Here is a 23,661-nt window from a genome sequence, read left to right as displayed (position 1 = left end):
GGGCGGCAGGGAAGATCCGGCCGCCTTCCGCTGACCGGAGGAGTTGTTCTCGCGTGACTGAACATGTGTGGAGTTACAAGTCGACCACCGGGCACCTGGCCGGCGCCGATCTGACGGGTTACAAGGTCCAGGCGACCGACGGCAGCATCGGCAAGGTGGACAAGCACTCCGACGAGGTTGGTGACGCCTACTTGGTCGTGGACACCGGAGTGTGGATCTTCGGCAAGGAGGTCCTCCTTCCGGCGAGCACGGTGATACGGGTGGACGCGGCGGAGGAGAAGGTCTACGTCGACCGCTCCAAGGAACAGATCAAGGACGCCCCCGAATTCCACCGGGACAAGCACCTCGGAGACCCCGAGTACCGTGCCGAGCTGGGCACTTACTACAGCAGCGGCGGCCCCTTCGGTGGCCGCATCGTCTGACCCGCGTGCGACCCCGGGGCCCGGGCCCCGGTCGTCCTGACACAGCTCGCTTCCGGGGCTGTCCGGCCCGTAACGGCCGGACAGCCCCGGAGTCGTCGGTACCCCGGGAGTGTCAGCGCCAGATCGCCGAGAAGCTGTCCAGTCGGACCCAGGCGATCTTGTTGGTCTTCAGGCCGCCGAAGACGCGGATCTCCCCGGCGGGGACGACCTCCACCTGGCAACTGCCGGAACCGGCCTGGTCGTTGCGGGGCGCGACCCCGCGGACGGCGGCCGTCGCGGGCCGCAGCGCCGGGGGAAGGGTGCCCAGCACGTCGTACGTCTCGGGCGGGTTCCCGCCGTTGAACTCGTACCCCGTCTCGCAGGTGATGCCGCCCCGCATCTGGAGGAACTCGGTACCCGCGATCCGTACGATCCGGGCGTGCGGCGGATTGGCGTCCGGGAGGACGTGCGCGGCCGGCGTGATGGGCGTCCAGGGCTGTACGACGGCGACGTCGGTGTCGGCGGTCGCGGGCGAGGAGCGCAGCAGGGTCGCCCCGGCCGCGGCGGCGGGCACGGCGACGGCGGCGGCGAGCAGGTAGCGGCGGCTGCGGCCGGGGGTCGCGGCGGTGGTCATGAAGGGGCCTTTCGGGGATGGAGCGGGTCGTCGGCGGTCAGGCCCAGGCGGCGGAGAAGTTGTCCAGCTGGATCCAGTCGATCGTGTTCGCGGGCGCCGCGCCTTCGGCGTAGAGCGTCCCGTTGGCGTTGACCCCGACCCGGCAGACCGCCCGTCCGGTGCGGGCATTGCGGGGACAGACGACAGCCAGGTCGAAGCTGGGCCGCAGCGCGGCCGGGAGCGTCCCGATGACCCCTTCGGCGTTCGAGTCGGCGAAGGAGCACGTGACCGTTCCGGACAGCTGCAGGAGCCGGCTCCCGGCGAGGGAGATGAGCCGTGCCTGGGGCGGGCGCCCGGCGAACCCCGACGTGACGTCCGTCGCGAGGGTGATGTCGGTCCAGTCGACCAGGACGCGGACGGTCAGGTCGGGCTCCGCGGGGCCGGCCAGGTACTTCACCGTGAGGGCGCGGTCGGAGCGGGAGCCGTCGGGCAGCACGTGCGACACCCCGAAGCCGAGGCAGAGCCGGGTCTCGGCCGCTCCGGCGCCGGCCGGGGTCCACAGGGCGATCCCCTCGGGCTCACGGGTGGCGTCGGACGGCTCGCGCCGGATCAGGGTGGACTGGACGGGCTCGCCGGTGCGCCAGTCGATGGTCGTCACCCAGGCGTCGTCCTCGTCGCCGCGACCGGTCCACGTGTACAGATGGTCACCGAAGGTCGCCACGCCCTGCGGGTAGGGCTGGGTGCGCGTCACGGAGTGTAGGGGGATCCAGGTGCCGCGTGCGGCGGCGTCGAAGTCGTAGAGCCGGTAGGTGTACACGTAGCTGTACCGGTCGGCGGGCATGACCGTCCGCGTGGCGACGGCGATGCGCCGGTTGAGGACGTCGACCGCGGGGACGTAGTGCTGCTGGACGCCGGACGGGGCCCACGTACGGACCCTGCTGCGGTCCCCGCAGTCCACGGCCGTGTCGGTGGAGGCAACGTACGCCGTGGTGGCCACGGCCTGTCCCTCGCTGCCGTAGCCCTCCGGCCTGGCCAGCCCGTCGAGCCAGAGGTCGACCCCGCCGCCTGCCCGCGGCACGACGCCGAGTGCGGTGCCGTGCCCGAATCCGCGCAGGTACATCCGGTCCAGGACGTTGCCCTGGAAGTCCATGCGCGTACAGACCAGGTCGCCCGCGGTGAGCCGTTCCTCGAAGGGCAGGGCCTTCGCCTCGTCCTCGAGCCGGACACCGGCCGGGATGCACTGCAGGACGTAGACATGTTCCGAGGCGCCGTCGACGGCGAACGACTGCATCTGGATGCGACGCGCCGCGGTGTGGACTCCGGTGAGGAGCGCCTTGGGCACCTGTGCGGTGTCGATCGCCCCTGTGGCCATGAGATTCCCCTATCACGACGCGACCCGCACCGTGACTCCGGGCCGCGACCCACAGCCTGCCAGAGCCGCTCCGGCACCCCACGGCCGGGTTGGCGGCGGGTGCCCGGCGCCGCCCGGCCCGCAGTGGAGCGCGGGGAATCGTTACCCTCCGTCACGGTCAGGTGGTCAGTGCCGCGAGCTCCGCGTTGGCGCGTTCCGTGACCAGGGCGAGGACGCGGCCGGCGGCCGCCAGGTCCTCGGCGGCCATCCCGCCCCAGACGCGGGCGCTGAGGGGAGCCGTCTGCGCGCCGACGGCGTCGAGCAGCTCTCGTCCCGCGTCCGTGGGGCGAAGGCAGGCGCCGTCCTCGACGAGCAGCTGCTTCTCCAGCAGCTCGTCGAGGGTGCCGCGGATTTCGACCGGATCGGTCTTGAGGGAGTCCTGGACCTGGGTGATGAGGTCGTGCGGCGTCTGCGGGGCGCCGGCGGTGACGGCGGCGCGCAGGGCGATCTGCTGCTGGAACGTGACGCCGTGGCGGGCCAGTACGTGTTCCAGGAGGCCGCGGGCGGCGTAGTGGGCCAGCCCGAGGGAGCGGGCGTCGGCGAAGGGTGTGGTCGTGGTGGAGGCGGTGCCGGTCATGGTGTTCTCCCCTGGGTCTCGTCGTCAGGACGGGATGGAGCGAGAGGTGCGTCGAGCAGGGCCGTCAGCTCGGCGGTGAACGCGCGGGTCCGCGGAGCGTCGAGGCCGCCGAGCGGCTCCAGCAGTTGCCGGAGCAGTTCCTGGACCACCGCGATGGCTTTTCGGGTGACGGCCTGTCCCTGCTCGGTGAGGGCGAGCTGCACGGCGCGCGGGTCGTGTGGATCGCGGGCGCGCTCGATCAGGCCGGCCGACTCCAGGGCGCGCGCCAGCTTCGAGACGTACAGCGCTTCCATGCCGGTGTGGTCCGCGAGCCGGCGCTGACTGGGCCGCTCGCCGGCGCGCTGCATGCCGTGGAGCGATGCGACCAGCGAGTACTGCGCGTGGGTGAGACCCAGCGGAGCCACCGCGCGGTCGACCGCGACACGCCACTTGTTGGCGAGTCGCCACACCAGGAAACCGGGCGTGGGATCCGACGTACCTTTGCTCATGTCAAATAGCGTACATGGCTACTATGTCCATGGCTACTATTTTCTGGCGGATGACGAGGCGTCACCCCCGCCGGCTCGAGGCGCCGATCTCGCCCTCGGCCAGATGAGAAGGGAATTCGGGGGTACACGCGATCCGACACACCACGGCGGATCCAACCGGTCCGCCGCATCCCCGACACGAGAACGAGGACATCATGCTCTTCGCCGGACTCATCCTCCTGCTCATCGGACTTCTGACCGGAATCTCCATCCTGTGGACCATCGGAGTCATCCTGCTCGTCGTGGGCGCGGTGCTGTGGGCCATGGGGTCCGTCGGTCACGCGGTCGGCGGCCGACGCCATTACTGGTAGCCGGTGGGGCGCGGCGGTGAGCCGGGCGGCCCGGCGGGTCCGGGTCGGCACGTGCCGGGCGGGTCGTGCGCTCGATGGGCACGCCCGGCCCCGGCCTCGCACCCTGACGTGATGCGTCACCACGACCTCTAGTCATCGGTGCGGGACCGGGTGTTCGAGCGTTTGGACGCCGCGCGCGAAGAGGGCCGCCGGGGCCGCGTCGAAGCGGACTCCGTCACGGTGTACGAGGGCACGGCGCGCTTCACCGGCCCCCGGGAGCTGCGGATCGACCTTCCGGACGGCGCCGTCGACATCAGCGCCCGGCAGCTCCGCCGTGATCGTCGAGGAGGAGGAACGCTGCTCGGCCCCCAGGACGAGACGGTCGCCGAACGGTTCGACGAGCTGGCCCGCACCCGTTACGACCTCCGGCTCGGCCGGGAGGTCACCGCTGTCGGCGGCCGGCCGGGCGCGCTGCGGCTGACCCTCGACGACGCGCCGACGGTAGAGGCGGACATGCTGCTGGTCGCCGCGGGCCGCGTCCCCGACAGCGGCCGGCTGAACCTCGACGCGGCGGGCATCGCCGTCCGCGACGACGGCCGCATCGTCGTCGACGCCTACCAACGCATCACCGCGGAAGGGGCCTTCGCCCTCGGCGACATCAGCACACCCCCGCCGCTCGAGCACATGGCCAACCGCGAGGCGCAGGTCGTCGCGCACAACCTCCGCCACCCGGACGACCTGATCTCGGCCGAGCACGAGCTGGTGCCCGCGGCGGTCTTCATCACCCGGCCCGAGATCGCCACCGTCGGGGCCTGACGTACCCGGTCGACCGGACCCGTCCCGGTCCGGTATCGCGGCCCCGCGCGCGTCGCCGGAGCGTTCGGGGGTATCCGCGCAGCACAGGTGAGACAGACATCGCGGGACGGCGACGAGGGTGCTGAGGACAGCGCAGACCCGCGTCCTCGCCCACGCGTTCCGGACAACTCGAAGGAGAGGGCAGCCCGATGACGATCGCAGGGTTGAACAGCGGCAAATCCGTCCCCACCGCACAGGAGGTCCGCCGGCAGGTCGCCCGCACCCGCAAGGAGCTCGGACGGACCGTCACGGCGCTCGCCTCCAAGGCCGACGCCGCCGTACGGGCCCAGGGGAGGACGGCCTCCTCCAAGAGGCAGGTCGCGCAGGTCACCGGCCGCCTCCGGAAGGCGGCCGCGCACGTCGGACGGCTCGCAGGGGAGAAGAACCTCGACTCCCTGCGGGGGAAGGCCGGCCGGGCCGCGAGCGCGGCGCGGACCGACCGCACCAAGGTGATCGCGATCGGCGGCGTACTGGCTGCCGTCCTGCTCGTCCGGCGGACCCTGCGAGCACGACGAGGGCCGTCGGGACACCGTTGAGCGGTCCTGTCACCGGACGATGGAGGTTCCGAGGTGGGAAGTGCGTCGCGTCCGTTCGGTCGTGCCGAGTACCACTGGCTGTGGAATGAGGGGGCCGCTTGCCGGGACCTGGGTGCGCGCCCGTTCTTCCGTCCCACGGCCGAGCGGGGGCCGGGCCGCGAGCGGCGGGACGCGGCGGCGAAGGAAGTGTGTGCCCTGTGCCCGGTGCAGCGCGACTGCCTGCGTCACGCGTTGCTCGCGGGAGAGCCGTCCGGGGTGTGGGGTGGTCTCGACGAGCGCGAGAGGCGCCGGCTGGACGCGCCGCGGGAAGAGGGCCCCGCGCTGCCGTCCGCCCGCTGAGCCCCGCAGAGACCCCCCAGCGTGGCGCCGGCGGCCGCCGCACGGGTGCTCGGCGATCCGGACGCGGCCCCCGCACACCTGCGGGGGCCGCGTCCGGGTACGGCGTCTCAGCAGGGGCGGACCGGCTGGAGATTGTGCACGTAGCGGGCCGAGACCCAGCCCTTCGACCCGTGGAGCCTGTACCAGAGCGGATTGCCGTCCACCCAGCCTCCGCGCTTCTGGCAGGAGAGGAGCACCCGGGCGTGGGGGTGCAGCTTCTTCACCACGTCCGAGTACACGGTCGGCTTCTCGCGGACGTTGAGCGCCGCACGGGACTCCACCACACCCACGGGGTACGCCTTGGCCTGCGCGGGCCCGCCCGCGGCGCGGCCGTCGGCTGCCCAGCCGGCCGCAGTCAGCGGCCCGATCAGTACGCCGGCCGCCAGTGTGCAAGCGAGCAATGCCTTCTTCACCATCGGATCCACTCTCCCTGCGTCGCGTCGGCGGGGATCGCTGCCACGCAGCCCACCACCGCACGACTATCCACCGCCCGGGCGGCGGGCCCCAGCGAACACGCCCTTGTTGCGCCGAACGGACCACGGGCCGGCGCCGGCGGGGGAGTGCTGGGGCCGACGGCTCTCGGATGCTCGGACCGGCCGGGTGGGAGACGCGTACCGCACGTCAACTCGATCGATGCGGCGCGGCTCGAGGCGGCGGACGAGATGTGCGGAGTTGGCGGCCAGGGTGGACACGGGGAGCGGTCACGGGCGGGGGCGCTGCTGCTCGGGGTCGTCCTGGGGCGTGTGCCAGGAGTCCTGCCGGGCCTGCGCCTGAGGGCTCTGGTCGGCCGGCCGCGCCCCGGGGTCCCTGCGCCGTGCGGCGCGTCGGGATCCGTACCAGAACGCGGCGATCAGGAGCGCGGCCACGATCACGCCGGCGAGGATCAGGAACAGGGACGAGGAGCCGGTGGCGGCAAGGGGAACTGTGGTGGTCATGTGCCGCGCCTACCCGATATCGCGCGCCTTGCACGCCCTGAAGGTGCGCAGGCCCTGATCCAGGCCCGTCGGCCCGCCCGCCGCACGGCCATCCGGCCGGAGAACCGCCGAGTCCGGGAATCCGTCGCTGCGCGCGTGCCGCGTGCCCACGTGTCCGGGCGATCAGGGCGGGCATACGCGGGACCGGGGGAAGGACGGTCGCAGGACGACCGCCCCGAGCGGTCCGCCGCAGGCGCAGCCGCTCGCCTCCGTCCAGCATTCGACAGCGTCAACGATCGGGGTGAGGCCACGGTGAACACGACGAGAGCACCTCTCGGTGATGCTCCGAATCCGGGGGCGCCGGTGTGGGTCCAGCGTCGGCGGCTCGCCCTGCGCGGTGTGCCGGGCGCGGTGGGCAAGGGACGTGACTTCACCCGGCAGGCCTTGTCGGACTGGGGTTGGGGCCGGCACGAGAGCGCCGAGGACGTCTTGCTCGTCGTATCCGAACTGCTGGCCAACGCGGCCCTGCACGCGAGCGGCTGCAGCGAGCTCGTACTGACCGTCGGCGAGGGTGCCCTGCGCATCGACGTGGTCGACGACACGACCGTGCCGCCGCGCCCCCGGACCACACCTCGACCGGGTGTTCCCGGGGGCCACGGCCTGCACATCGTGCGGCGGCTCTGCGACCGGTGGGGCTCCTACGGGCATGGCACCGGCAAGGTCGTATGGGCCGAGATCGAAGCCTTTCGGCCGCCCGCCGGGCGCCACGGCCCGACGTCCCCTTCCCCCGGCCGCTGAGGCTTGGCCCCTGGCCGCTCACCTCGCCCGTTCGGCGTTGAACACGGCACCGGTGAGCAGGGCCAGGTTGGCGAACCAGAGCCAGATGAGGAAGACCACGACGCCGGCCAGCGAGCCGTAGAGCCGGCCGTACGTGCCCAGTTCCGTGTACAGGGTGAAGAGCCCCGATGCGCCCAGCCAGAGCAGGGCCGCCAGGACGCCGCCGGGCAGGCCCCGGCGGGTCCCCCGGCTCTGCACCGGGCCCGTACGGAAGAGGATCAGTACCAGAAGGGTGACGACGGCCAGCAGCACGGGCCAGCGCAGGAAGGCGATGCCCTCCGCGCCGGCCCCGCCGACGGCCCGTGCGGCCCAGTGCGCCGGCGGCCCGGAGACGACCAGTACCAGGGCGCCGACGACGAGCAGGACCAGGAGCACCACGGCGTTGATGACGAGCGTGTGGGCCGCACGGAGCGGAGGCCGCTTGTCGGGCACCCGGTGCATCGTGTGCAGGGCGCGGCGGAACACCGCGAGGTAACTGCACGCCGACCACAGCGCGCTCAGCACTCCGCTGACCAGTAGGGCCCAGATCGACGGCTGTTCGGCCGCGAGGCCGTCGAGCGCGTCGCTCAGGACCTGCGCCGACTGGGGCGGTGCGTACGAGGTGAGCTCGGCGATCAGCCGGCCCCTGGTCGCCTCGCCGGCCAGCCCCACGAGGGAGACCGCGATGACGAGCGCCGGCAGGAGCGCCAGCACGGCGTAGTAGGTGAGGGCGGCCGCTTGGTCGGCGAGATCGTCGGTCCAGACGTGGACGGCCGTACGCCGCAAGTCGGCGCGGGTGCGCGCCGCGAGGGTGGCGGTGCGCGGACGGGCTCGGCCCGGTGCGCCGCGGGGGATGTCGGTCATGCCGCGCGAGTGCCCGACGGGGAAGCGCGCATGCGCCCGCCGGGCACTCGCGCAGGGGCGTACCGGTGCCGGCGCGGCGCTGCCGCCGTGGCCGACGTCGTGTACGAAGGACCGCGGCCCGCCCGGCGGACCGTCAGCGGTGCGCGCGTGCCGGGCCGTCCACAGGGCAGACGCGCCCGCATGACATGGAGATACGCGCCGCGGCGCGGAGCGGTACCGGAGAAAGAGGAAGCGGCCGCGCGGGCCGGAGCGAGGCTGACCCGTCCGGCGCACCCGGCCGTCCGGGCGCTGGCCATGGTGGCCGCCTTCGTCGGCACCGTCCTGTTCAGCGTGGTCCTGGCCCGGCTGACGCTGGAACCGTCCGCGGCCTCGGCGGCCCTCGTGCACAGCAACGTCCGGCCCGGCCGTTCGATCAACGCCTACCTGGACGGGACGTCGACGATCGAGGCGGTGCGCCAACTGGGCGGGAACCTCCTCCTGGGCATGCCCTTCGGTGTGCTCCTGCCCGTCCTGCTGCCCCCCGCCCGAGGTCCGCTCCGGGTCGTCGCCGTGACGGTCTGCCTGATGACGCTGGTGGAGCTCACCCAGGGCGCCCTCGTCACGGGACGCGTCTTCGACATCGACGACGTCATCCTCAACACGTCCGGAGCGCTCCTCGGATACCTGCTGATCGGCCGCCGTCTGGGGCGGGCCGTACACCCGCGCCGAAGGCACTGGTGGCACCGCTGGACGCTCGGCCGCCCGCCCCGGCGGCGAGAGGCGGAGCCTCGTGACTCGTGAGTACTGCACACCCCATCGGTGACAGCGGTGACTGTCGGCGCGCACGCCGCCCGTGACACCTTCGGGTGTGCCACGACGGAGTGCCGCCGACCGAGGGAGCAGGTGTGAACAAGGGGTACGCAGCATTCTGCGACGCCGACCGCTGGTTCTACGACGCGCCGTACCGGCGGGCCGGTGAGAGCTACCCGGCGGCCCTCGCCCCCGTTCCTCCGGGGTGGCGCTCACACCGGAGCGGCGACTGGCTCGCACTGCGTCCCGTCGGCGCCGAACTGCCCGCGCAGGGCTGGAAGATCCACGTCTCGGCCACGCTCGACAACGCCGAGTCGCTGCTGACGACGGTGTACGAGTACTGCACCGCACGGAGCATCGCCTTCAAGTTCATACCGAGCCGGTACCTGCTGCACCTGCGCAACGCCAAGTACGCCGACCGTGCCGCGAGCGGGAAGTTCATCACCGTGTACCCGGCCGACGAGGGGCAGTGCCGCCGGATCGCGGAGGATCTCGACACCGCGTTGGCGGGGGCGGCCGGCCCGTACATCCTCAGCGACCTGCGCTGGGGCTCCGGACCGGTCCACTTGCGCTACGGCAGCTTCACCCTGCGGCACTGCTACGACGAGCACGGCGAACTGGTTCCGGCGATCCAGGCCCCCGACGGCAGGCTCGTACCGGACCGGCGCGAGCCGGCCTTCCGGCCGCCCGAGTGGCTCGAACCGCCCGATTTCCTGGCGCCGCACCTCGCGGCACGCTCCGCGGTCACCCTGAGCGGCGTCCCCTTCACGGTGGAGCGGGCCCTGCACTTCTCCAACGGCGGCGGCGTGTACGTCGGCAAGGACACCCGCACCGGCGAGAGCGTGGTCCTCAAGGAGGCGCGGCCGTACGCCGGCCTCGCGGCCGACGGCGCCGACGCCGTGACCCGGCTGCACCGCGAACAGGCCGCACTGGAACGCCTGTCGGGCCTGGACTGCGTCCCCGCGGTCCGCGGCACCTTCACGGTCGGCGACCACCACTTCCTGGTACTGGAGCACCTCGCCGGCAAACCGCTCAACACCTACTTCGCCCGCCGCCACCCGTTGATCGAGGCGGATCCCGACCCGGCGGAGCTCGCCTCGTACACCGAGTGGGCCCTCACGATCCACCGCAAGGTCACCGAAGCCGTCGACGCCGTGCACGCCCGCGGCGTGGTCTTCAACGACCTCCACCTCTTCAACATCATGGTGGCGCAGGACGAGGCGACCGGCGAACCCTCCGTCGCACTGCTGGACTTCGAAGCCGCCGCGCACATCGACGAGGGACTGCGCCAGACCGTGGCCAATCCCGCCTTCGTCGCCCCGGCCGAGCGGCGCGGATTCTCCGTCGACCGCTACGCCCTCGCCTGCCTGCGGCTCGCCCTGTTCCTTCCCCTGACCAGCCTCCTCGTCCTCGACCGGGCCAAGGCCGTGCATCTGGCCGCCGTCATCGCCGAACAGTTCCCCGTACCACGGGAGTTCCTCGACGAGGCCGTCGAGGAGATCCTTTCCGGTGCCCCGGAGGGAGCGGCGGGCGGCCGGCCACGCCTGCCGGCCGCCCCGTACCTGCCCGTCGAGCCACGGCAATGGCCGGCCGCCCGCACCTCGATGACCGCGGCGCTGCGCGCCGGCGCCACACCGGACCGCGAGGACCGCCTCGTCCCGGGAGACATCGCCCAGTTCGCGACCGCCGGGGGAGGCACCGGCTTCGGCTACGGCATCTGCGGAGTGCTCCACGCCCTCGCCGAGACCGGTGCCGGACCCTGGCCCGAGGCCGAGGAGTGGCTTCTCGAGCGGACCGCGGACCCGGTCTCCGGTACTCCGCTCGGCTTCTACGACGGCCTGGCCGGCACGGCCTGGACGCTGCACCGGCTCGGACACCACGACCGCGCCCTCGCCCTCGCCGACCGGCTGCTGCACCAGCCCTGGGAGAGCGCGGGCCCCGACCTGCACAGCGGACTCGCCGGCATCGGCCTGGCCCTGGACGCGCTCGGCACCGCGAGCGGCGAGAGCGAGCTGAACGCCGCCGCCCTGCGCTGCGCCGACCTGATCGCCCGGCCGGACCAGCGGCCCCGCCGCGCGGGACTGCTGTACGGCAACTCCGGCCCTGCCCTGCTCTCCCTGCGGCTCTACGAACGCACCGGTGACAAGGAACTGCTGGTCCAGGCCTCCCAGGCCCTCCACCGCGACCTGGACCGCTGTGTCACCAGCGCGTACGGCACCCTCCAGGTGAACGAGGGCTGGCGCACGATGCCGTACCTCGGCGAGGGCAGCGTCGGCATCGGCATGGTGATCGACGACTGGCTGGAGCACGGCCCGGACGAGCGCTTCGAACAGGCCCGGCGCGAGATCGTGCGCGCGGCCCAGGCGACCTTCTACGCCCAGCCCGGGCTCATGCGCGGAGCCGCCGGAATGATCCTCCACCTGGCCCGGACCACCACACCGGGCCCGGGCACCGGGCCGGGCGACATCGCCCGCCAGATCGACGCACTGGCCCGGCACGCCGTGCCGTACCAGGGGCATCTGGCCTTCCCCGGCGAGCAGATGATGCGGCTGTCCATGGACCTCGCCACGGGCACGGCCGGCGCTCTCCTCGCCCTCGGCAGCGCGGCGCCCGGCGGGCGCGCGCACCTGCCGTTCCTCCCGCCGCTGCGCGAGCGCGCGGCGGCCCCCGAACCGGTCCCGTCCGGGACCGTGACCCATCGCACCACCCGAGAAAAGAAGAGGAATCTGACATGACGCTTCTTGACCTGCAGTCGATGGAGACCCCCAAGGAAGAGACCGCCGAGGTCGCGATGACGGGCGGCGGCAGCCGGGCCAGCCTGCTGCTCTGCGGCGACAGCAGCCTGAGCATCACGACCTGTAACTGACCAGGTCATTCCGGGCCCGGGCGGTTTCACCGCCCGGGCCCGCACCACATCACTGGAGGCATCCGCCGATGAGCTCCCCCGACGCGGCGGCCGACCCGGCGCCGACCGCGGCACGCGGCGCCGACCGGGCCCTCCTGTCGGCCGCCCGGCACAGCGGCGGGCGGACCGCGGCCGTCCTCGGATGCGCGGTGGCGGCCGCCGCGGCGGCGCTCGCCGAACCGGCCGTCCTCGGCCACACCCTGGACCTGCTGCTCCGCCGCGACCCGTCCGGCCCCGCCTGGACCCTGCTGTGCGCCGCGGTCATCGCGGCCGAAGTGGCGCTGGACGCCGCCGCCGCACGACTGACCGGCGTGGTGGACGGACGCTCCACCGCCCGGCTGCGCAGGCTCGGGCTGGCCCGGCTGCTGCGGACGGCTCCACATCACGCCGCCCGGTACACACCCGGCGAAACCGCCGCACGGCTGACCGCGCACGCCGCCGAGGCCGGGAAGGTCCCGGCCGCCGCCGCGCACGCCGTCGCCGCGCTGCTGCCGCCGCTCGGCGCGGTGGCCGCGCTCCTCCTCATCGACCCGTGGACGGCCCTCGCGTTCCTCGCGGGTGTTCCGCTGCTCCTGCTCCTGCTGCGGGCCTTCGCCCGCGACACCCTCACCACCGTCGCCCGCTACCAGCAGGTGCAGCTCGCGACCGCCGGCCGCCTCGTCGAGGCACTGACGGGGGCGCGCACGATCGCCGCCGCCGGTACCGCGGACCGCGAGCGCGCGAGGATCCTCTGGCGGCTGCCCGAGCTCGGCACCGAGGGCAGGCGCATGTGGCAGGTCTACGGCGGCACGACGGCCCGCTCCGCCGTCCTCATGCCGGCGCTCCTCTACGCGGTCCTCGCGGTCGGCGGCGTCCGCCTGTCGGCCGGCGCCATCGGGGTCGGCGAGCTCCTCGCCGCCTTGAGGTACGCGGGCCTCGCTGCCGGAATCGGCGCCGTGACCGGCGGGCTGGCGGCCGTGGTCCGCGGCCGGGCGGCCGCCCGGCGGACCGCCGCCCTCCTGGCGCTGCCCGCACTCGGCCACGGCCGGGCGCACCTGCCGCCGGACGGCCCCGGAACCCTGGAACTGCGGGGCGTCCGGGTCGTGCGCGGCGGATCGACGGTGCTGCGCGACATCAGCCTGGTGATTCCCGGGGGCACCACGGTGGCGGTGGTGGGGCGCTCCGGCGCCGGAAAGACGCTGTTCGCCGCCGTGGCCGGCCGGCTCACCGACCCCGACGCGGGCCAAGTCCTGCTGGACGGCGTACCCCTGGCGGACGTCACGGCCGAGGACTTGCGCCGCGAGGTCGGGTACGCCTTCGACCGGCCCGTGCTGCTCGGCGACACGATCGGCGACGCCATCGGGTTCGGCCCGGGCCCGGAGCCCGGCCCGGAAGCGGTGCGCTCCGCCGCCCGCGCCGCGGGCGCCGACACGTTCGTACGGCGCCTGCCCCACGGCTACGGCACGCGGCTCGCCGACGCCCCGTTGTCCGGGGGCGAGGTCCAACGCCTCGGACTGGCCAGGGCCTTCTGCCATGCGGGCCGACTCCTCGTGCTCGACGACGCCACCTCCAGCCTCGACACCGTCACGGCCCGCGAGGTCGAGCGGGCGCTCGCCCGCGAAGTCCGGCCCGGCACCCGGATCGTGGTCGCGCACCGCCTCTCCTCCGCGGCCCGCGCCGACCTCGTCGTCTGGCTCGAGGACGGGCGGATGCGGGCCGCCGGAACCCACGGCGAGCTGTGGCGCCGCGACCCCGACTACCGGGCGGTGTTCGCCGCCGACCCGCGGACGGGAGCCGGCGAGGAGGCCCCGACCGAGGCGTCGGCGGAGGCCCCGACGGAGACGGCGGCAGAGGCGGCCGAGTCCTCGGCAGCGGACGACCGCCGGGCGACCCCGGGGAAACAGGAGGTGGCGCGGTGACCGAGGGCGAGACCTGGCGCCGGGTGGCCCCGGAGGCCCGGCGCTTCCTGCGCGCCCGCAAGGGCGCTCTGTGGCGGCTGGCGGCATGGTCGCTCCTCGAATCCGCGCACACGTTCCTCGGCGGCTACGGCGTGGCCCGCGCCCTCGACGACGGCTTCCTGGCCGGCCGCACCTCCACCGGTCTCGCCTGGCTGGCCGCGGCCGCGGTCGGAGCGCTGCTCGGCGGACTCGCGCTGCGGGGCGTGTTCGCCGCACTGGCCGACCTCGTGGAGCCGCTGCGCGACGGCCTGGTCCGGCGCGCCGTGCGTCAGGCACTGCACCGGGCGGTCGCCGACCCGGCGCACGCCCCCGACACGGGAGCGGTGTCCCGGCTGACCCAGCAGACGGAAATGGCCAGGGACTCCTTCGCCGGGCTCCTGCTGACGGCACGCTCGTTCGTGTTCACACTCGTGGGGGCCCTCGCGGGCATGGCCGCCCTGGCCCCGGCGCTGCTGCTGATCGTGGTGCCCCCGCTGATGCTGGGCACGGTCGCCTTCCTGGCCACGCTCCGCCCCATGGCGTCCGTACAGCGCCGGTCCCTGGACACCGACGAGGCTCTGTCGGACCGGCTGGGCTCGCTGGGGGAGGGCCTGCGCGACATCGTCGCCTGCGGCGGGCAGACGGCGGCGGACGCCCGGGTGGAGCCCCTGATCGCCGCCCAGGAGCGGCTGGCGCGCACGCTCGCGCGTTGGGCGGCCCTGCGCACCCTGGCCCTGGGGACTGCGGGCCGGCTGCCGGTGATCGCGCTGCTCGCAGCGACGCCCTGGCTGCTCGGGCACGGGGTCACCGCCGGCGCGCTGGCCGGCGGCCTCCTGTACGTGGTGCAGGCATTGCTGCCCGCCGTCGACTCCCTGATGACGGCGCTGGGTTCCGCCGGTACCCGCCTGCTGGTCATCCTCGAACGCTTCTGCGACCCGCCGCCGCCCGAGCCGGGCGGCAGCCCCGCGGCGGACCCGCCGGCGCTCGTCCCCACCGACCCGAACGCTGCCGCGGCCGAACTCCGGAACGTCACCTTCGCCTACGGCCCGGGCGCGGTTCCCGTCATCGACGCCCTCGACCTGGTGGTGCGGCCGGGGGAGCACCTTGCCGTGGTCGGCCCGAGCGGCATCGGCAAGTCCACGCTCACCGCACTGCTCGCCGGGATGCTGTCACCCGACGCGGGAACGGTCCTCGTCGCCGGCCGGGCCGCCCGGAGGGACCGCGGGGTCACGGGGCCGGATCCGCGGCGGACCCTGCTGCCGCAGCGGGCGTACGTGTTCACCGGTACCGTCCGGGAGAACCTGACCCACCTGTCCCCGGGGCCGGACGCCGCGGTGCCCGGGGACGCCCAGGTGATGCGTGCCGTCGGCACCCTGGGGATGGAAGACCTGGTGGAGCGGCTCGGCGGCCTGGACGGCGAAGTCTCCCCCCGGCTGCTCTCCCGGGGGGAGGGCCAGCAGCTGGCGCTCGCCGCCGCCTACCTCTCGCCGGCTCCGCTGCTGCTGCTCGACGAGGCCACCTGCCACCTGGACCCGCGTACGGAGGAGCGTGCCGAGCGGGCCCTCGCGGCCCGGCCCGGCACCCTCGTCGTCGTGGCCCACCGCGTCTCGTCCGCCGCCCGCGCCGACCGGGTCCTCGTCCTCGACGGAACCCGCGCCGTGTGCGGCACGCACGAGGAGCTCCCGGCCCGGTCGGCCCTGTACCGCGACCTGGTGGGGGAGTGGAACCGGGCCGAGGACTGACGACGCCCCGGTCGGGCCCCTGCGCGACGGCCGCGGCTCACACCCAGCCGGCCCCCCGGGATATCCGGATCGCGTCGATGAGGTTGCGGGCACCGGTCTTGCGGGTCGCCGCGGCCATGTAGTTGCGTACCGTCCCGCTCGCCAGGTGCAGTGTGCGGGCGATCTCGGCGATGGAATCGCCCTCGGCGGCCCTGGCCAGGACGCTGAGTTCCCGCGGGCTCAGGGGTAAGGGCTCGGCCTCCATGAACGCGGAGGCCAGAGAGGCGTCGATGAACCGTTCCCCCGCCGCGACCTTCCGTACGGCCCGCACGAGCCGCCCCGGCGAGCCGTCCTTGTCGACGTAGCCGCGCGCCTCGGCCCCGAACGCCCGGTGCAGCGAACCGGGCGCGCCGGTCGACGCGAGGACCAGTACCGAAGACGGGGACGCGAGGACCTGGCGGTCCACCCGTCCTTTGCCGGCCAGCGCGGCCGTGGCCCCCGGACAGTCGAGGTCGACGACCGTCACGTCTGGTCGCAAGGACTCGGCCTGGCGCACCGCGGTCCGCCAGCCCGCCGACGTGACCTCGAAGGGCCCTTCCGATCTCAGCAGGGCGGCAAGTGCCGAGCGGACCAGGCTGACGCTGTGCAGGACGAGGACCTTCGTCATCGTGTGCTCTCCTCGGTAGACGAACCAACGGCACCACGCGGGTGCCCCCGCAACGGGGTGATGGAACGTCACTGCGGGGGGCGTGCGGGGGCGCACGCGCAACTTGGCCGAGACTCGGGGAATTTCCGCTTCCCTTCGGCGGGTAACCGCCTTGAAGAAGGGCCCGTCCCCGCCCCGTCCGCCCCCGACAAGATCCGAAAGAGACGGCCTAGACCTCGGCCCACCGGGCCATCGCCCAGGAGAACACCCCGAAGAGGGCCAGCCCGACGGCGACCGCGAGCAGCAGCCACGGCCCCGCCGTGGTCTGGGCCAGCGACCTCAAGGTGTCGTCGAGCCCCTTCGCCTGCGCCGGGTCGTACCGCAGCGCCGCGAACACGATGAAACCGCCGGCCGCCGCGAACACGGTCCCCCGGGCCAGGCCGCCTGTCACCCCGAGGAAATCGACGGCCTTGCGCGACCCCGCCGAGGCCCCGCCCATGGCGAGGCGCTTGCGGAAGCTGCGCCGCGCCGCCTGCACCGCCATGGCGACCCCCGCTCCGCAGATCCCGAGGCCGACGGCTCCCACGAGCCACTGCCCGGCGGGCAGGTCCAGCGCCTTCGCCGTCACATCGCGCGACTGTTGGTCCCCGGAGCGTCCGCCGCCCGCGGAGAACGTGAACACGGAGAAGGCCACCACGGCGTAGAAGACGAACCGGGCCGCCGACGCCAGCCTCTTCACGACCTTGTCGCCATCCGGGCCGGCCGCACCGAACACCGCCTCCGACAGACGCCACAGCGCCATGCAGACGAGCCCGACGCCCACCGCCCCGATGAGGACACCGCCGAAGGGTTTGCCCGCGAGCTCCTGGAGGGCGCCCTGACGGTCCGCCTCCTTGCCGCCCCCGTCCCCGACGGCGACGCGCACGGCCAGCAGCCCGATCAGCACGTACAACACCCCGCGGGCCAGCAGCCCGCAGCGCGCCGCGACCTCCCGGCCCCGGCCTCCCCGGGAAGCGATCCGGGCACCCCCGCGCGCGGCTCCGGTGACCATCGCGCTCAGACCTCGCCGCGCCAGGCGCCCGTCTCGACACCGCGTGACTCGATGAACAGCTTGAACCGCTTCAGATCTCCCGCGACCTGACGCTTGACGAAGCCGAGCTTGTCGGCGGCCGTCTCGGCCAGCCCGTCCGGCACCCAGTTCATGTGCAGGACGACCTTCGTGGTGGTCGCGTCGATCGGCTGGAAGGTGACGATCCCGGCCTGGCGGGCCTCACCGTCGACGGTCATCCACGCGACGCGACGGTCCGGGAGCTGCTCGGTGATCTGCGCGTCGAACTCGCGCTGCACGCCGTTCACGTTCGTCACCCAGTGGGTGAGCGTGTCCGTGCGCTGGTCGATGCGCTCGACCCCCTCCATGAAGGCCGGGAACTCCTCGAACTGCGTCCACTGGTTGTAGGCCGTGCGTACCGGGACATTGACCTCGACATACTCCTCGACGTGCGACATGCGCACCCCTTCCCTGTCGTCGCCGGCCCGTCACCTCGAGGCGCGGGCCGTCTTTCCGGACGTCTCGTGGCGCGGCTACCCGCGCTGGAAGGCCCCATGCGCGGGCCCCGGCGGCGCGGCGCCCTCGGGGCGCCCTCGGGGCGCGCTCCGGGCACGGTGCTCGCGGCCCCCTTGTGTCAGCTCCCCCCGCGTGGGGCAGGCGGGTGAAGGTCCACGCCGCCTACATCCGCTGGGGAGACATGAACAGCGTTCTTCTCGTGCCGACCGTCCTGGGGAGCTCGATCCTGCTGACCCTCGCGACCGGATGGGCCGTCGACCTGCTGTTGCGCCGAGCCGACGCGCGACACCCGGAGACGCCCCTGTGGAACAAGCTGCGGCGTTGCCGCCCCGCCCTGCAGATCGTCCTGCTCGCCGCCCTGCTCAGGGGCGCCTACCGGCACATCGCGTGGCCGCCGCTTCAAAACGACGCGGCCGCGGTGGGCCGGATCCTCGCGCTCGCCCTGATCGGGGCCGGCGCCTGGCTGATCGTGGCGGTGGCCTCGGCCGTCGTGGAATCGGGGTACGCCCGCTACGCCACCGGTACCCGCGACCCGGCCCGGGTCCGCAGGGTCCGCACCCAGGTGACGCTGATCACGCGCGTCGTGACGGTCGTCGTCGCCGTCGTCGCCGCCGCCGCGATGCTCCTCACCTTCCCGAGCTTCCGCGCGCTCGGCACCTCCCTGCTCGCCTCCGCCGGGATCATCGGGATCGTGGCCGGCGTCGCGGCCCAGTCCACCCTGGGAAACCTCTTCGCGGGCTTCCAGATCGCCTTCGGGGACATGGTGCGCATCGGCGACACGGTCGTGGTGGCGGGCGAGTGGGGGGTGGTCGAGGACATCACCCTCACCTTCCTCGCCGTCCGCACCTGGGACGAACGCCGGATCACCATGCCCGTCTCCTACTTCACCACCCGGCCCTTCGAGAACTGGTCGCGCGGCGGAGTCCAGATGACCGGCACCGTCTTCCTCCACTGCGATCACAGCGCGCCCGTCGACCTCATGCGCGACAAGGTCCACGAGATACTGCACAACTGCCGCGAATGGGACGGCCGCGGCTGGGACCTCGCCGTCACGGAGACGACGCCCTCCACCATCGTGGTGCGGGCCATCGTCACCGCGAAGGACGCCGACGACCTGTGGACGGTGCGCTGCGCGGTACGGGAACAGCTCATCGCCTGGCTCGCGGAGAAGCACCCGGACGCCCTGCCGCGCGTCCTCCTGGGCCCCGCACCGGGGGCGGAAGGCTCCGCGGCCGACGGCGGCCGCCCGTGGCCGGTGAAGTAACCGCCCGACAGGTGGCGCCAGTACGGTGCGCGTACGGGCGACGACGCAGGGCACACGCGGGACATGACCGTACTCAAGACAAGTGTTCTCGTCCTGGCCTGTGCCGAGCCCGAGCCCCTGGCCCGCTTCTACGCGGAGCTGCTCGGAGCCTCGGCCGGTCCGGCCACCGGTGACGGGGAGCTGTTCCTCGTCCGCGGCCGTACCGGCGTGGTGCTCGGGGTCCGCCGCGATCCGACGTACGCTCCGCCGAGCTGGCCGGCGCCGCAGGACTCCGAGCAGGCCCACCTACGGATCCTGGTGGCCGCGGACTCCCTCGACGAAGCCGAGCGCGAGGCCGTGACCCTCGGGGCGCGCCCGGTGGCCGCGGAGGAGGACGGCAGCCGCCTCGACAACCGCACGACGCTGCGGCGGTTCACCGACCCGGCGGGGCACGCGTTCGTCCTCGCGGCCGTCCGGGACGACCCCTTCCCTCAGGACTCCAGCGGGTGACGCGGCGGCGACGGGTCCGGGACGCTCGCCCCCGGGGTGCGCGCCGGACCCGTCATCGTCCCGGCGGCATGCCCGACAGCAGCCGGGCGGCGTCGATCTCGGCCCAGACGGCCTTGCCGTGCTCGTGCGCGCGCGCACCCCAGCGATCGGCGACCCGCTCCACGATGTACAGGCCGTGGCCGCCCGGGACGCCGCGCTGCGGGGCCGGCTGGCGGCGGGGCAGCGCCGTGCTGCCGTCGTACACGTCGATGCGCAGGACCTCGCCGGCCGTGAGCACGAGCTCGTGTGACCCGTCCGCGTGCAGGGACGCGTTGGTCAGCAGCTCGGACACCAGGAGCAGTGCGTCCTCGGCGGTCTCGGTGCCGTCCCAGCCCCAGTCCCTCAGGGCTTGGCGCGTGAAATCGCGGCCCTTGGCCACAGGACCTCGCACGCCCGACAGGGCGAGCCGACGACGCTGCCCTCCGACGGGAAGGCCGGTACTCACTGGATCTCCCGTTTCCGGTCCGACGGTCTCCACTGGTCTTACACCCCCAGATCGACGCTGGCTCTCTGCTTCCGGGACCGGACCGGCGCGGCCGTGGCCGTCGTCCCGGGCTGGTCCGTACGCCCCCGGCGGCCCGGGGTACCTGGAGCCTGCCGGGACAGCATAGGGGACCGCCCGACTCAGGGCGTTGCCATGTGAAGCCGCAGCGTGAAGCCGGTTTCGGTGGCGCGGACTTCGACCAGATCGCAGAGCTGGTGGATCATCCACAGACCACGGCCGCCCTCGGTCGAGGCAAGGGAAGGGCGACGGCGCCCCGCCAGGGGGTCGGCCAGGCGACCGCCGTCACGGATCTCCGCGACGACCTCCCGCACCCCGGCGTCCGCGGTGGTCCACAGACGCAGGGTGCCGCTCCCGCCGCCGTGGGAGAGGGAGTTGGCCGCCGCCTCGCTGATGGCCAGGACGAGGTCGCCGCGCCGCGCCGGCGTCAGCGCCGTTCCGCGGGCCCAGCCCTCGGCGAACTCCCGCACGTCGGCGAGACCGCCGTGGGAGTACTCGAGCCGGGGCACCTCACCGTCGTGTTCGGGCAGGGGGCGATCGCAGTCCGCGGAGACCTTCGCGGCGTCCGTGTAGGCCGGGCTCGGCAGGTCCAGGCCCTTCTCGATCAGTGAGGGATGCGTGCGACGTGCGTCACTCACCACCGCGGGCGCCAGTGCCCGTACGTCGTACGGGCACAGGATGGTGGCCGCCCGGCCGGCGAAGGCCGTGTTGATGAGGGCCTCGTGCCGGGTGGCCTCCAGTACTTCGGCGGCGGAGCGGCCGGGCCAGATCGGCTCGCCGACGATCCGGGCCGCCCGGCCCGCGTGCCGGTCGGCGAAGTCCTGCAAGGCGGCCAGGATGCGGCCCGGATTGCGGCCGAGCTCCGTCATGTCCGTCCAGGCGATCTCCGCCGAGGCCTCGCCGAGACTCTCGCGCACGGCGTCCAGATGTGCGCCCGGCACGGCGACGAGGACCGGTTCGTCGGACGCCAGGGCGGCACGGACGAAGCCGCCCACGCCGCTCACGTACTCGCCGAGGTCCTGGTAGAAGAGCGCGGGATGGACGAAGGCCCCGTGCCCGGTGGGCGCAGGAACAGTGATCATGCTGCGACCTCCAGCGCGGCGCATTCGTCCGGGAACATCTCCACTACCTTACGCAGCGAGTATGGCGGGTGGTGGAGCAACAGGCACCGGCCCTGCCTGTTGAGGGCGTCCGCCGCCCGTACCAGCTCTGCGACCGCGGCCGTGTCGAGGAAGGACACGGCGGAAAGGTCGAGATGGACGACGGGGCCGGGGATCCCGGTCACGACGCCGAGCGCGGCCGACAGGGCCTGCCGGGAGTCGAGGTCGCCGCTGCCGCTCAGGCGTGCGCCGGGGCGGTCCTGCAACAGCAGGGCGGTCAGCGTCCCGCCCGTCCCCGCTCCCGGACACCGCACGACCGCGTCCGCCCCCACGGCGTCGGACGGGCCCGGTTGAGCGCCGACGGGGGAGGCGGAGCGGTCGTTTCGGTGGAAGGACGACATCGGCGGAGCCTACACCGCGAGCATTCCGGCGCGCAGCCGGGCGAGGGTCCGGGACAGGATGCGGGAGACCTGCATCTGGGAGATGCCCAGTTCGGCGCCGATCTCGGCCTGGGTCTTCTCCTGGCCGAAGCGCATCTGCAGGATGAGCCGGTCGCGTTCGTCCAGTTGCTTCAGCAGCGGCGCGAGGGTGTGGAAGTCCTCGAAGAGCTCCATGGCGGGGTCGACCTCGCCGAGGCGCTCCGCCAGCGGTCGGGCCGCTCGGCTCGGCGAGGACGGCGTGTCGCCGTCCACGGCGGCGGTGTCGAGGGAACCGCTCGTGTAGCCGTTCGCGGCCACCAGCCCGTCGATGACCTCTTCCTCGGACAGCTCCAGGTGCTGGGCGACCTCCTTGACCGTCGGCGCCCTGCCCAGGGTGTCGCTCAGGGCCTCCTGGGCCTTGGCGAGCTCGGTACGCAGTTCCTGCAGCCGGCGGGGGACGTGCACGGCCCAGGTGGTGTCGCGGAAGTAGCGCTTGATCTCACCGGTGATGTAGGGGAGGGCGAGCGTGGAGAACTCGACCTCCCGATCGGGGTCGTAGCGGTCGATGGCCTTGATCAGGCCGATGATTCCCACCTGGATGATGTCGTCCATGTCGAGACCGCCGCCCAGCACGCGGGCGCGGAAGCGTCGAGCGGCGAACTGCACGAGAGAGACGTTCATCTCTATCAGGGTGTTGCGCGTGTACTGGTACTCGCGCGTCCCCTCCTCCAGGGTGCGCAGCTTCCCGAAGAAGAGCCGCGACAGCTCGCGCGCGTCGGCGGGCGCCATCTCGCGGGCGTCCTCCACCCGGATCGGCTCCACCTCCTGCGCCGGCGTTCCGGCGGTGGCGGGGTCACAAGCGGGGACTTGGGCGTCTGTTGCACGAATGGGCCCTACGACGGTGGCCGAGCGAGACATGGTGGCCGCTCCCTCCCGATTGACTGACGGCTGCCGGGGCGCTCATGCCCCGCCTTTCCAGTTCTACACACCCGCGTGACATTTGATTCGCCGGACGGGTCGCTCCGTGGGTTGGGGGGAGCCGCGACGGCCCCGGGAGTCCTCGTCGCCGGAACGAGCAGGCATACTCCCTTGAGCAGGAACGTACAGGTGGCGATCCGGGGAGGCGGACATGACCGGAGCAGGGGATGCATTCCAGCAGGGTGTGGTCGGGGACAGCTATTCGGCGGGGACCGGGTGGGTGGTGGCGGCTCACGGGGAGCTCGACCAGGACACGCTGGCCCCTCTGGAGGAGGCCCTCAGCTCCGCCGCCGACAGCCACCCGTTGGTGGTTCTGGACGCCGGCGCCATCACCTTCGGAGACTCCTCCTTCCTGAACCTGCTCCTGCGGCTGCACCACCTCACCGCCCTGCGCGTGGCCGCCCCCGGCGAGCAATTGCGGCGGCTCTTCGCCGTGACCGGTGCCGACACCGTCCTGTCCCTGCACGCGAGTGTCGAAGACGCCCTCCAGCCGTGAACTGGCGCCGGGCGCGCCCGTGTGCCGCGATCCGGCGCCTGTCCGGCCGCATGCCGGTCAGTCCGTGTGAGCGTCGGCCGCGTGCGGGTCCGGTCCACCTGTGGGCCGGAAGCACGCGGTGATCGCCTTGCCGCCGTGGCACGCGTGGACGTCCAGGGAATCGGCGAGGCTGGCGACGATCCCCAGACCGCGACCGGACGTGGCGCCCCCGTCGGCGTCGGGCTTGCGGGGGCTGGGCAGCCGGGGATCGGCGTCGGCGACGCTCACGTGCAGGCAGCGGCCGTCCCAGGTCAGCACGAGATGTGCGGTGCCGACCGCGTGCAGGTGCGCATTGGTGACGAGTTCGGAGACACAGACCAGCACGGAGTGCACGGTGTCGTCCGCCGAACTGTCCCAGGGCAGTGAGGCCAAGTGCCCCGCGGTCCACTGCCGTGCGGCCCGGACGCCCTCCGCCACCGGAAACGAACGTGCCCAGCCCACCGCTTTGACCGCCAATGTCCTCACCTCACTTCTGCCGTCGTGCCCGTTTCGTCTCCGGCGCGTCTACCCACAGCCCGTGCGAGCACCCGCGCTTTTCCAAAGTGCGCTGCGACAAGGCGGGTTCGGGCCGCGCGGGGCGTCCTTGCCGCCGCGTCCCCCGCCCCTCGGGCC

Annotated in this window: 29 protein-coding genes; 14 read left to right on the top strand and 15 right to left on the bottom strand. The window is 73.4% G+C overall.

Features of this window, described 5'->3' with window-relative positions; translation table 11 throughout:
• Nucleotides 1-53: 53 nt before the first annotated feature.
• Nucleotides 54-422, top strand: coding sequence for a PRC-barrel domain-containing protein (locus ACFWBY_RS03445; protein ID WP_385344938.1), 369 nt, complete (start codon nt 54-56; stop codon nt 420-422).
• 112 nt (nt 423-534) lie between these two features.
• Here the strand turns inward: ACFWBY_RS03445 and ACFWBY_RS03440 are convergent, their stop codons facing one another.
• The 4 genes from ACFWBY_RS03440 to ACFWBY_RS03425 all read right to left on the bottom strand — a co-directional run bounded on the left by ACFWBY_RS03440 (nt 535) and on the right by ACFWBY_RS03425 (nt 3,490).
• Nucleotides 535-1,035, bottom strand: coding sequence for a hypothetical protein (locus tag ACFWBY_RS03440; protein WP_385344935.1), 501 nt, complete (start codon nt 1,033-1,035; stop codon nt 535-537).
• 37 nt (nt 1,036-1,072) lie between these two features.
• Complete coding sequence (locus ACFWBY_RS03435; protein ID WP_385344932.1) at nt 1,073-2,386, bottom strand: hypothetical protein; 1,314 nt, start codon at nt 2,384-2,386, stop codon at nt 1,073-1,075.
• A gap of 157 nt (nt 2,387-2,543) precedes the next feature.
• A complete protein-coding gene (locus tag ACFWBY_RS03430) occupies nt 2,544-3,002 on the bottom strand; it encodes a MarR family transcriptional regulator (RefSeq protein WP_385344929.1) in 459 nt (152 codons plus the stop codon).
• Nucleotides 2,999-3,490: a MarR family winged helix-turn-helix transcriptional regulator gene (locus ACFWBY_RS03425; protein WP_385344926.1), complete on the bottom strand. Its 492-nt coding sequence runs from the start codon at nt 3,488-3,490 to the stop codon at nt 2,999-3,001. The genes ACFWBY_RS03430 and ACFWBY_RS03425 overlap by 4 nt, the downstream gene beginning before the upstream one ends.
• Before the next feature lie 194 nt (nt 3,491-3,684).
• Between ACFWBY_RS03425 and ACFWBY_RS03420 the strand changes: the two genes are divergently transcribed.
• The 4 genes from ACFWBY_RS03420 (at nt 3,685) to ACFWBY_RS03405 (ending at nt 5,549) form a co-directional block, all read left to right on the top strand.
• Complete coding sequence (locus ACFWBY_RS03420; RefSeq protein WP_385344923.1) at nt 3,685-3,840, top strand: DUF6131 family protein; 156 nt, start codon at nt 3,685-3,687, stop codon at nt 3,838-3,840.
• A gap of 150 nt (nt 3,841-3,990) precedes the next feature.
• Entirely contained in the window at nt 3,991-4,635 is a 645-nt protein-coding gene (locus tag ACFWBY_RS03415) for an FAD-dependent oxidoreductase (RefSeq protein WP_385344920.1), read from the top strand.
• Nucleotides 4,636-4,823: 188 nt separating this feature from the next.
• Complete coding sequence (locus tag ACFWBY_RS03410) at nt 4,824-5,210, top strand: hypothetical protein (RefSeq protein WP_385344917.1); 387 nt, start codon at nt 4,824-4,826, stop codon at nt 5,208-5,210.
• Between the two features lie 33 nt (nt 5,211-5,243).
• Nucleotides 5,244-5,549 carry a WhiB family transcriptional regulator gene (locus ACFWBY_RS03405; RefSeq protein WP_385344915.1) on the top strand — a complete coding sequence of 102 codons (306 nt, stop codon included), beginning with the start codon at nt 5,244-5,246 and terminating at the stop codon, nt 5,547-5,549.
• Between the two features lie 107 nt (nt 5,550-5,656).
• On the opposite strand, the gene ACFWBY_RS03400 is transcribed toward ACFWBY_RS03405, so the two are convergent.
• Both ACFWBY_RS03400 and ACFWBY_RS03395 read right to left on the bottom strand, forming a co-directional pair.
• On the bottom strand, nt 5,657-6,004 hold the full coding sequence (locus ACFWBY_RS03400) for an SH3 domain-containing protein (RefSeq protein WP_385345056.1): 348 nt from the start codon (nt 6,002-6,004) through the stop codon (nt 5,657-5,659).
• Nucleotides 6,005-6,289: 285 nt separating this feature from the next.
• Nucleotides 6,290-6,523, bottom strand: coding sequence for a DUF6479 family protein (locus ACFWBY_RS03395; RefSeq protein WP_385345053.1), 234 nt, complete (start codon nt 6,521-6,523; stop codon nt 6,290-6,292).
• A 342-nt stretch (nt 6,524-6,865) separates the two neighbouring features.
• Here ACFWBY_RS03395 and ACFWBY_RS03390 point away from each other — a divergent pair, with 342 nt between their 5' ends.
• The gene (locus tag ACFWBY_RS03390) at nt 6,866-7,300 is read left to right on the top strand and encodes an ATP-binding protein (protein ID WP_385345050.1); all 435 of its coding nucleotides are present in this window, start codon (nt 6,866-6,868) and stop codon (nt 7,298-7,300) included.
• Nucleotides 7,301-7,318: 18 nt separating this feature from the next.
• Here ACFWBY_RS03390 and ACFWBY_RS03385 read toward each other — a convergent pair whose 3' ends face one another.
• The gene (locus tag ACFWBY_RS03385; protein WP_385345048.1) at nt 7,319-8,182 is read right to left on the bottom strand and encodes a YihY/virulence factor BrkB family protein; all 864 of its coding nucleotides are present in this window, start codon (nt 8,180-8,182) and stop codon (nt 7,319-7,321) included.
• 180 nt (nt 8,183-8,362) lie between these two features.
• Here ACFWBY_RS03385 and ACFWBY_RS03380 point away from each other — a divergent pair, with 180 nt between their 5' ends.
• From ACFWBY_RS03380 to ACFWBY_RS03360, 5 genes are all read left to right on the top strand, one after another.
• Nucleotides 8,363-8,962: a VanZ family protein gene (locus tag ACFWBY_RS03380; protein ID WP_385345045.1), complete on the top strand. Its 600-nt coding sequence runs from the start codon at nt 8,363-8,365 to the stop codon at nt 8,960-8,962.
• A 104-nt stretch (nt 8,963-9,066) separates the two neighbouring features.
• Complete coding sequence (gene lanKC / locus ACFWBY_RS03375) at nt 9,067-11,706, top strand: class III lanthionine synthetase LanKC (RefSeq protein ID WP_385345042.1); 2,640 nt, start codon at nt 9,067-9,069, stop codon at nt 11,704-11,706.
• The gene (locus ACFWBY_RS03370) at nt 11,703-11,837 is read left to right on the top strand and encodes a SapB/AmfS family lanthipeptide (RefSeq protein ID WP_030962357.1); all 135 of its coding nucleotides are present in this window, start codon (nt 11,703-11,705) and stop codon (nt 11,835-11,837) included. Before lanKC ends, ACFWBY_RS03370 begins: the two co-directional genes overlap by 4 nt.
• A gap of 68 nt (nt 11,838-11,905) precedes the next feature.
• Nucleotides 11,906-13,774, top strand: coding sequence for an ABC transporter ATP-binding protein (locus ACFWBY_RS03365; RefSeq protein ID WP_385342800.1), 1,869 nt, complete (start codon nt 11,906-11,908; stop codon nt 13,772-13,774).
• Nucleotides 13,771-15,534: an ATP-binding cassette domain-containing protein gene (locus ACFWBY_RS03360; protein WP_385342802.1), complete on the top strand. Its 1,764-nt coding sequence runs from the start codon at nt 13,771-13,773 to the stop codon at nt 15,532-15,534. The genes ACFWBY_RS03365 and ACFWBY_RS03360 overlap by 4 nt, the downstream gene beginning before the upstream one ends.
• A 37-nt stretch (nt 15,535-15,571) precedes the next feature.
• Here ACFWBY_RS03360 and ACFWBY_RS03355 read toward each other — a convergent pair whose 3' ends face one another.
• From ACFWBY_RS03355 to ACFWBY_RS03345, 3 genes are all read right to left on the bottom strand, one after another.
• Nucleotides 15,572-16,180: a response regulator transcription factor gene (locus ACFWBY_RS03355; protein WP_385342804.1), complete on the bottom strand. Its 609-nt coding sequence runs from the start codon at nt 16,178-16,180 to the stop codon at nt 15,572-15,574.
• A gap of 208 nt (nt 16,181-16,388) precedes the next feature.
• Nucleotides 16,389-17,210 (bottom strand): DUF1206 domain-containing protein, encoded by an 822-nt coding sequence (locus ACFWBY_RS03350; protein ID WP_385342806.1) that lies wholly within the window; start codon nt 17,208-17,210, stop codon nt 16,389-16,391.
• Nucleotides 17,211-17,215: 5 nt separating this feature from the next.
• Nucleotides 17,216-17,665, bottom strand: a complete 450-nt coding sequence (locus ACFWBY_RS03345; protein ID WP_385342807.1) for an SRPBCC family protein — start codon at nt 17,663-17,665, stop codon at nt 17,216-17,218.
• A 239-nt stretch (nt 17,666-17,904) separates the two neighbouring features.
• Between ACFWBY_RS03345 and ACFWBY_RS03340 the strand changes: the two genes are divergently transcribed.
• Together ACFWBY_RS03340 and ACFWBY_RS03335 are read left to right on the top strand one after the other, a co-directional pair.
• Entirely contained in the window at nt 17,905-18,987 is a 1,083-nt protein-coding gene (locus tag ACFWBY_RS03340; protein ID WP_385342809.1) for a mechanosensitive ion channel family protein, read from the top strand.
• A gap of 63 nt (nt 18,988-19,050) precedes the next feature.
• Nucleotides 19,051-19,476, top strand: coding sequence for a VOC family protein (locus ACFWBY_RS03335; RefSeq protein WP_385342811.1), 426 nt, complete (start codon nt 19,051-19,053; stop codon nt 19,474-19,476).
• A gap of 52 nt (nt 19,477-19,528) precedes the next feature.
• Here ACFWBY_RS03335 and ACFWBY_RS03330 read toward each other — a convergent pair whose 3' ends face one another.
• From ACFWBY_RS03330 to ACFWBY_RS03315, 4 genes are all read right to left on the bottom strand, one after another.
• Nucleotides 19,529-19,906 carry an ATP-binding protein gene (locus ACFWBY_RS03330; protein ID WP_385342813.1) on the bottom strand — a complete coding sequence of 126 codons (378 nt, stop codon included), beginning with the start codon at nt 19,904-19,906 and terminating at the stop codon, nt 19,529-19,531.
• A 233-nt stretch (nt 19,907-20,139) separates the two neighbouring features.
• Complete coding sequence (locus ACFWBY_RS03325; RefSeq protein WP_385342815.1) at nt 20,140-21,099, bottom strand: anti-sigma factor RsbA family regulatory protein; 960 nt, start codon at nt 21,097-21,099, stop codon at nt 20,140-20,142.
• Nucleotides 21,096-21,518, bottom strand: a complete 423-nt coding sequence (locus ACFWBY_RS03320) for an STAS domain-containing protein (protein WP_385342817.1) — start codon at nt 21,516-21,518, stop codon at nt 21,096-21,098. Before ACFWBY_RS03320 ends, ACFWBY_RS03325 begins: the two co-directional genes overlap by 4 nt.
• A 9-nt stretch (nt 21,519-21,527) precedes the next feature.
• Nucleotides 21,528-22,454, bottom strand: a complete 927-nt coding sequence (locus ACFWBY_RS03315) for a SigB/SigF/SigG family RNA polymerase sigma factor (RefSeq protein WP_385342819.1) — start codon at nt 22,452-22,454, stop codon at nt 21,528-21,530.
• 211 nt (nt 22,455-22,665) lie between these two features.
• Here ACFWBY_RS03315 and ACFWBY_RS03310 point away from each other — a divergent pair, with 211 nt between their 5' ends.
• Nucleotides 22,666-23,010 carry an STAS domain-containing protein gene (locus ACFWBY_RS03310; RefSeq protein WP_385342821.1) on the top strand — a complete coding sequence of 115 codons (345 nt, stop codon included), beginning with the start codon at nt 22,666-22,668 and terminating at the stop codon, nt 23,008-23,010.
• Nucleotides 23,011-23,067: 57 nt separating this feature from the next.
• On the opposite strand, the gene ACFWBY_RS03305 is transcribed toward ACFWBY_RS03310, so the two are convergent.
• Nucleotides 23,068-23,466: an ATP-binding protein gene (locus ACFWBY_RS03305; RefSeq protein WP_385342823.1), complete on the bottom strand. Its 399-nt coding sequence runs from the start codon at nt 23,464-23,466 to the stop codon at nt 23,068-23,070.
• Nucleotides 23,467-23,661 lie beyond the last annotated feature (195 nt).

Source organism: Streptomyces sp. NPDC060049 (assembly GCF_042736715.1).
Lineage (GTDB): Bacteria > Actinomycetota > Actinomycetes > Streptomycetales > Streptomycetaceae > Streptomyces.
This window is presented reverse-complemented; position numbering and strand designations above follow the sequence as displayed.

Bases quoted from the DNA above. Each gene is read 5' to 3' on its own strand.
- ACFWBY_RS03440 (WP_385344935.1), bottom strand. From the start codon at position 1,035: ATGACCACCGCCGCGACCCCCGGCCGCAGCCGCCGCTACCTGCTCGCC.
- ACFWBY_RS03435 (WP_385344932.1), bottom strand. From the start codon at position 2,386: ATGGCCACAGGGGCGATCGACACCGCACAGGTGCCCAAGGCGCTCCTC.
- ACFWBY_RS03430 (WP_385344929.1), bottom strand. From the start codon at position 3,002: ATGACCGGCACCGCCTCCACCACGACCACACCCTTCGCCGACGCCCGC.
- ACFWBY_RS03425 (WP_385344926.1), bottom strand. From the start codon at position 3,490: ATGAGCAAAGGTACGTCGGATCCCACGCCCGGTTTCCTGGTGTGGCGA.
- ACFWBY_RS03420 (WP_385344923.1), top strand. From the start codon at position 3,685: ATGCTCTTCGCCGGACTCATCCTCCTGCTCATCGGACTTCTGACCGGA.
- ACFWBY_RS03410 (WP_385344917.1), top strand. From the start codon at position 4,824: ATGACGATCGCAGGGTTGAACAGCGGCAAATCCGTCCCCACCGCACAG.
- ACFWBY_RS03400 (WP_385345056.1), bottom strand. From the start codon at position 6,004: ATGGTGAAGAAGGCATTGCTCGCTTGCACACTGGCGGCCGGCGTACTG.
- ACFWBY_RS03395 (WP_385345053.1), bottom strand. From the start codon at position 6,523: ATGACCACCACAGTTCCCCTTGCCGCCACCGGCTCCTCGTCCCTGTTC.
- ACFWBY_RS03385 (WP_385345048.1), bottom strand. From the start codon at position 8,182: ATGACCGACATCCCCCGCGGCGCACCGGGCCGAGCCCGTCCGCGCACC.
- ACFWBY_RS03380 (WP_385345045.1), top strand. From the start codon at position 8,363: ATGACATGGAGATACGCGCCGCGGCGCGGAGCGGTACCGGAGAAAGAG.
- ACFWBY_RS03370 (WP_030962357.1), top strand. From the start codon at position 11,703: ATGACGCTTCTTGACCTGCAGTCGATGGAGACCCCCAAGGAAGAGACC.
- ACFWBY_RS03365 (WP_385342800.1), top strand. From the start codon at position 11,906: ATGAGCTCCCCCGACGCGGCGGCCGACCCGGCGCCGACCGCGGCACGC.
- ACFWBY_RS03355 (WP_385342804.1), bottom strand. From the start codon at position 16,180: ATGACGAAGGTCCTCGTCCTGCACAGCGTCAGCCTGGTCCGCTCGGCA.
- ACFWBY_RS03350 (WP_385342806.1), bottom strand. From the start codon at position 17,210: ATGGTCACCGGAGCCGCGCGCGGGGGTGCCCGGATCGCTTCCCGGGGA.
- ACFWBY_RS03345 (WP_385342807.1), bottom strand. From the start codon at position 17,665: ATGTCGCACGTCGAGGAGTATGTCGAGGTCAATGTCCCGGTACGCACG.
- ACFWBY_RS03340 (WP_385342809.1), top strand. From the start codon at position 17,905: ATGAACAGCGTTCTTCTCGTGCCGACCGTCCTGGGGAGCTCGATCCTG.
- ACFWBY_RS03335 (WP_385342811.1), top strand. From the start codon at position 19,051: ATGACCGTACTCAAGACAAGTGTTCTCGTCCTGGCCTGTGCCGAGCCC.
- ACFWBY_RS03325 (WP_385342815.1), bottom strand. From the start codon at position 21,099: ATGATCACTGTTCCTGCGCCCACCGGGCACGGGGCCTTCGTCCATCCC.
- ACFWBY_RS03320 (WP_385342817.1), bottom strand. From the start codon at position 21,518: ATGTCGTCCTTCCACCGAAACGACCGCTCCGCCTCCCCCGTCGGCGCT.
- ACFWBY_RS03315 (WP_385342819.1), bottom strand. From the start codon at position 22,454: ATGTCTCGCTCGGCCACCGTCGTAGGGCCCATTCGTGCAACAGACGCC.
- ACFWBY_RS03310 (WP_385342821.1), top strand. From the start codon at position 22,666: ATGACCGGAGCAGGGGATGCATTCCAGCAGGGTGTGGTCGGGGACAGC.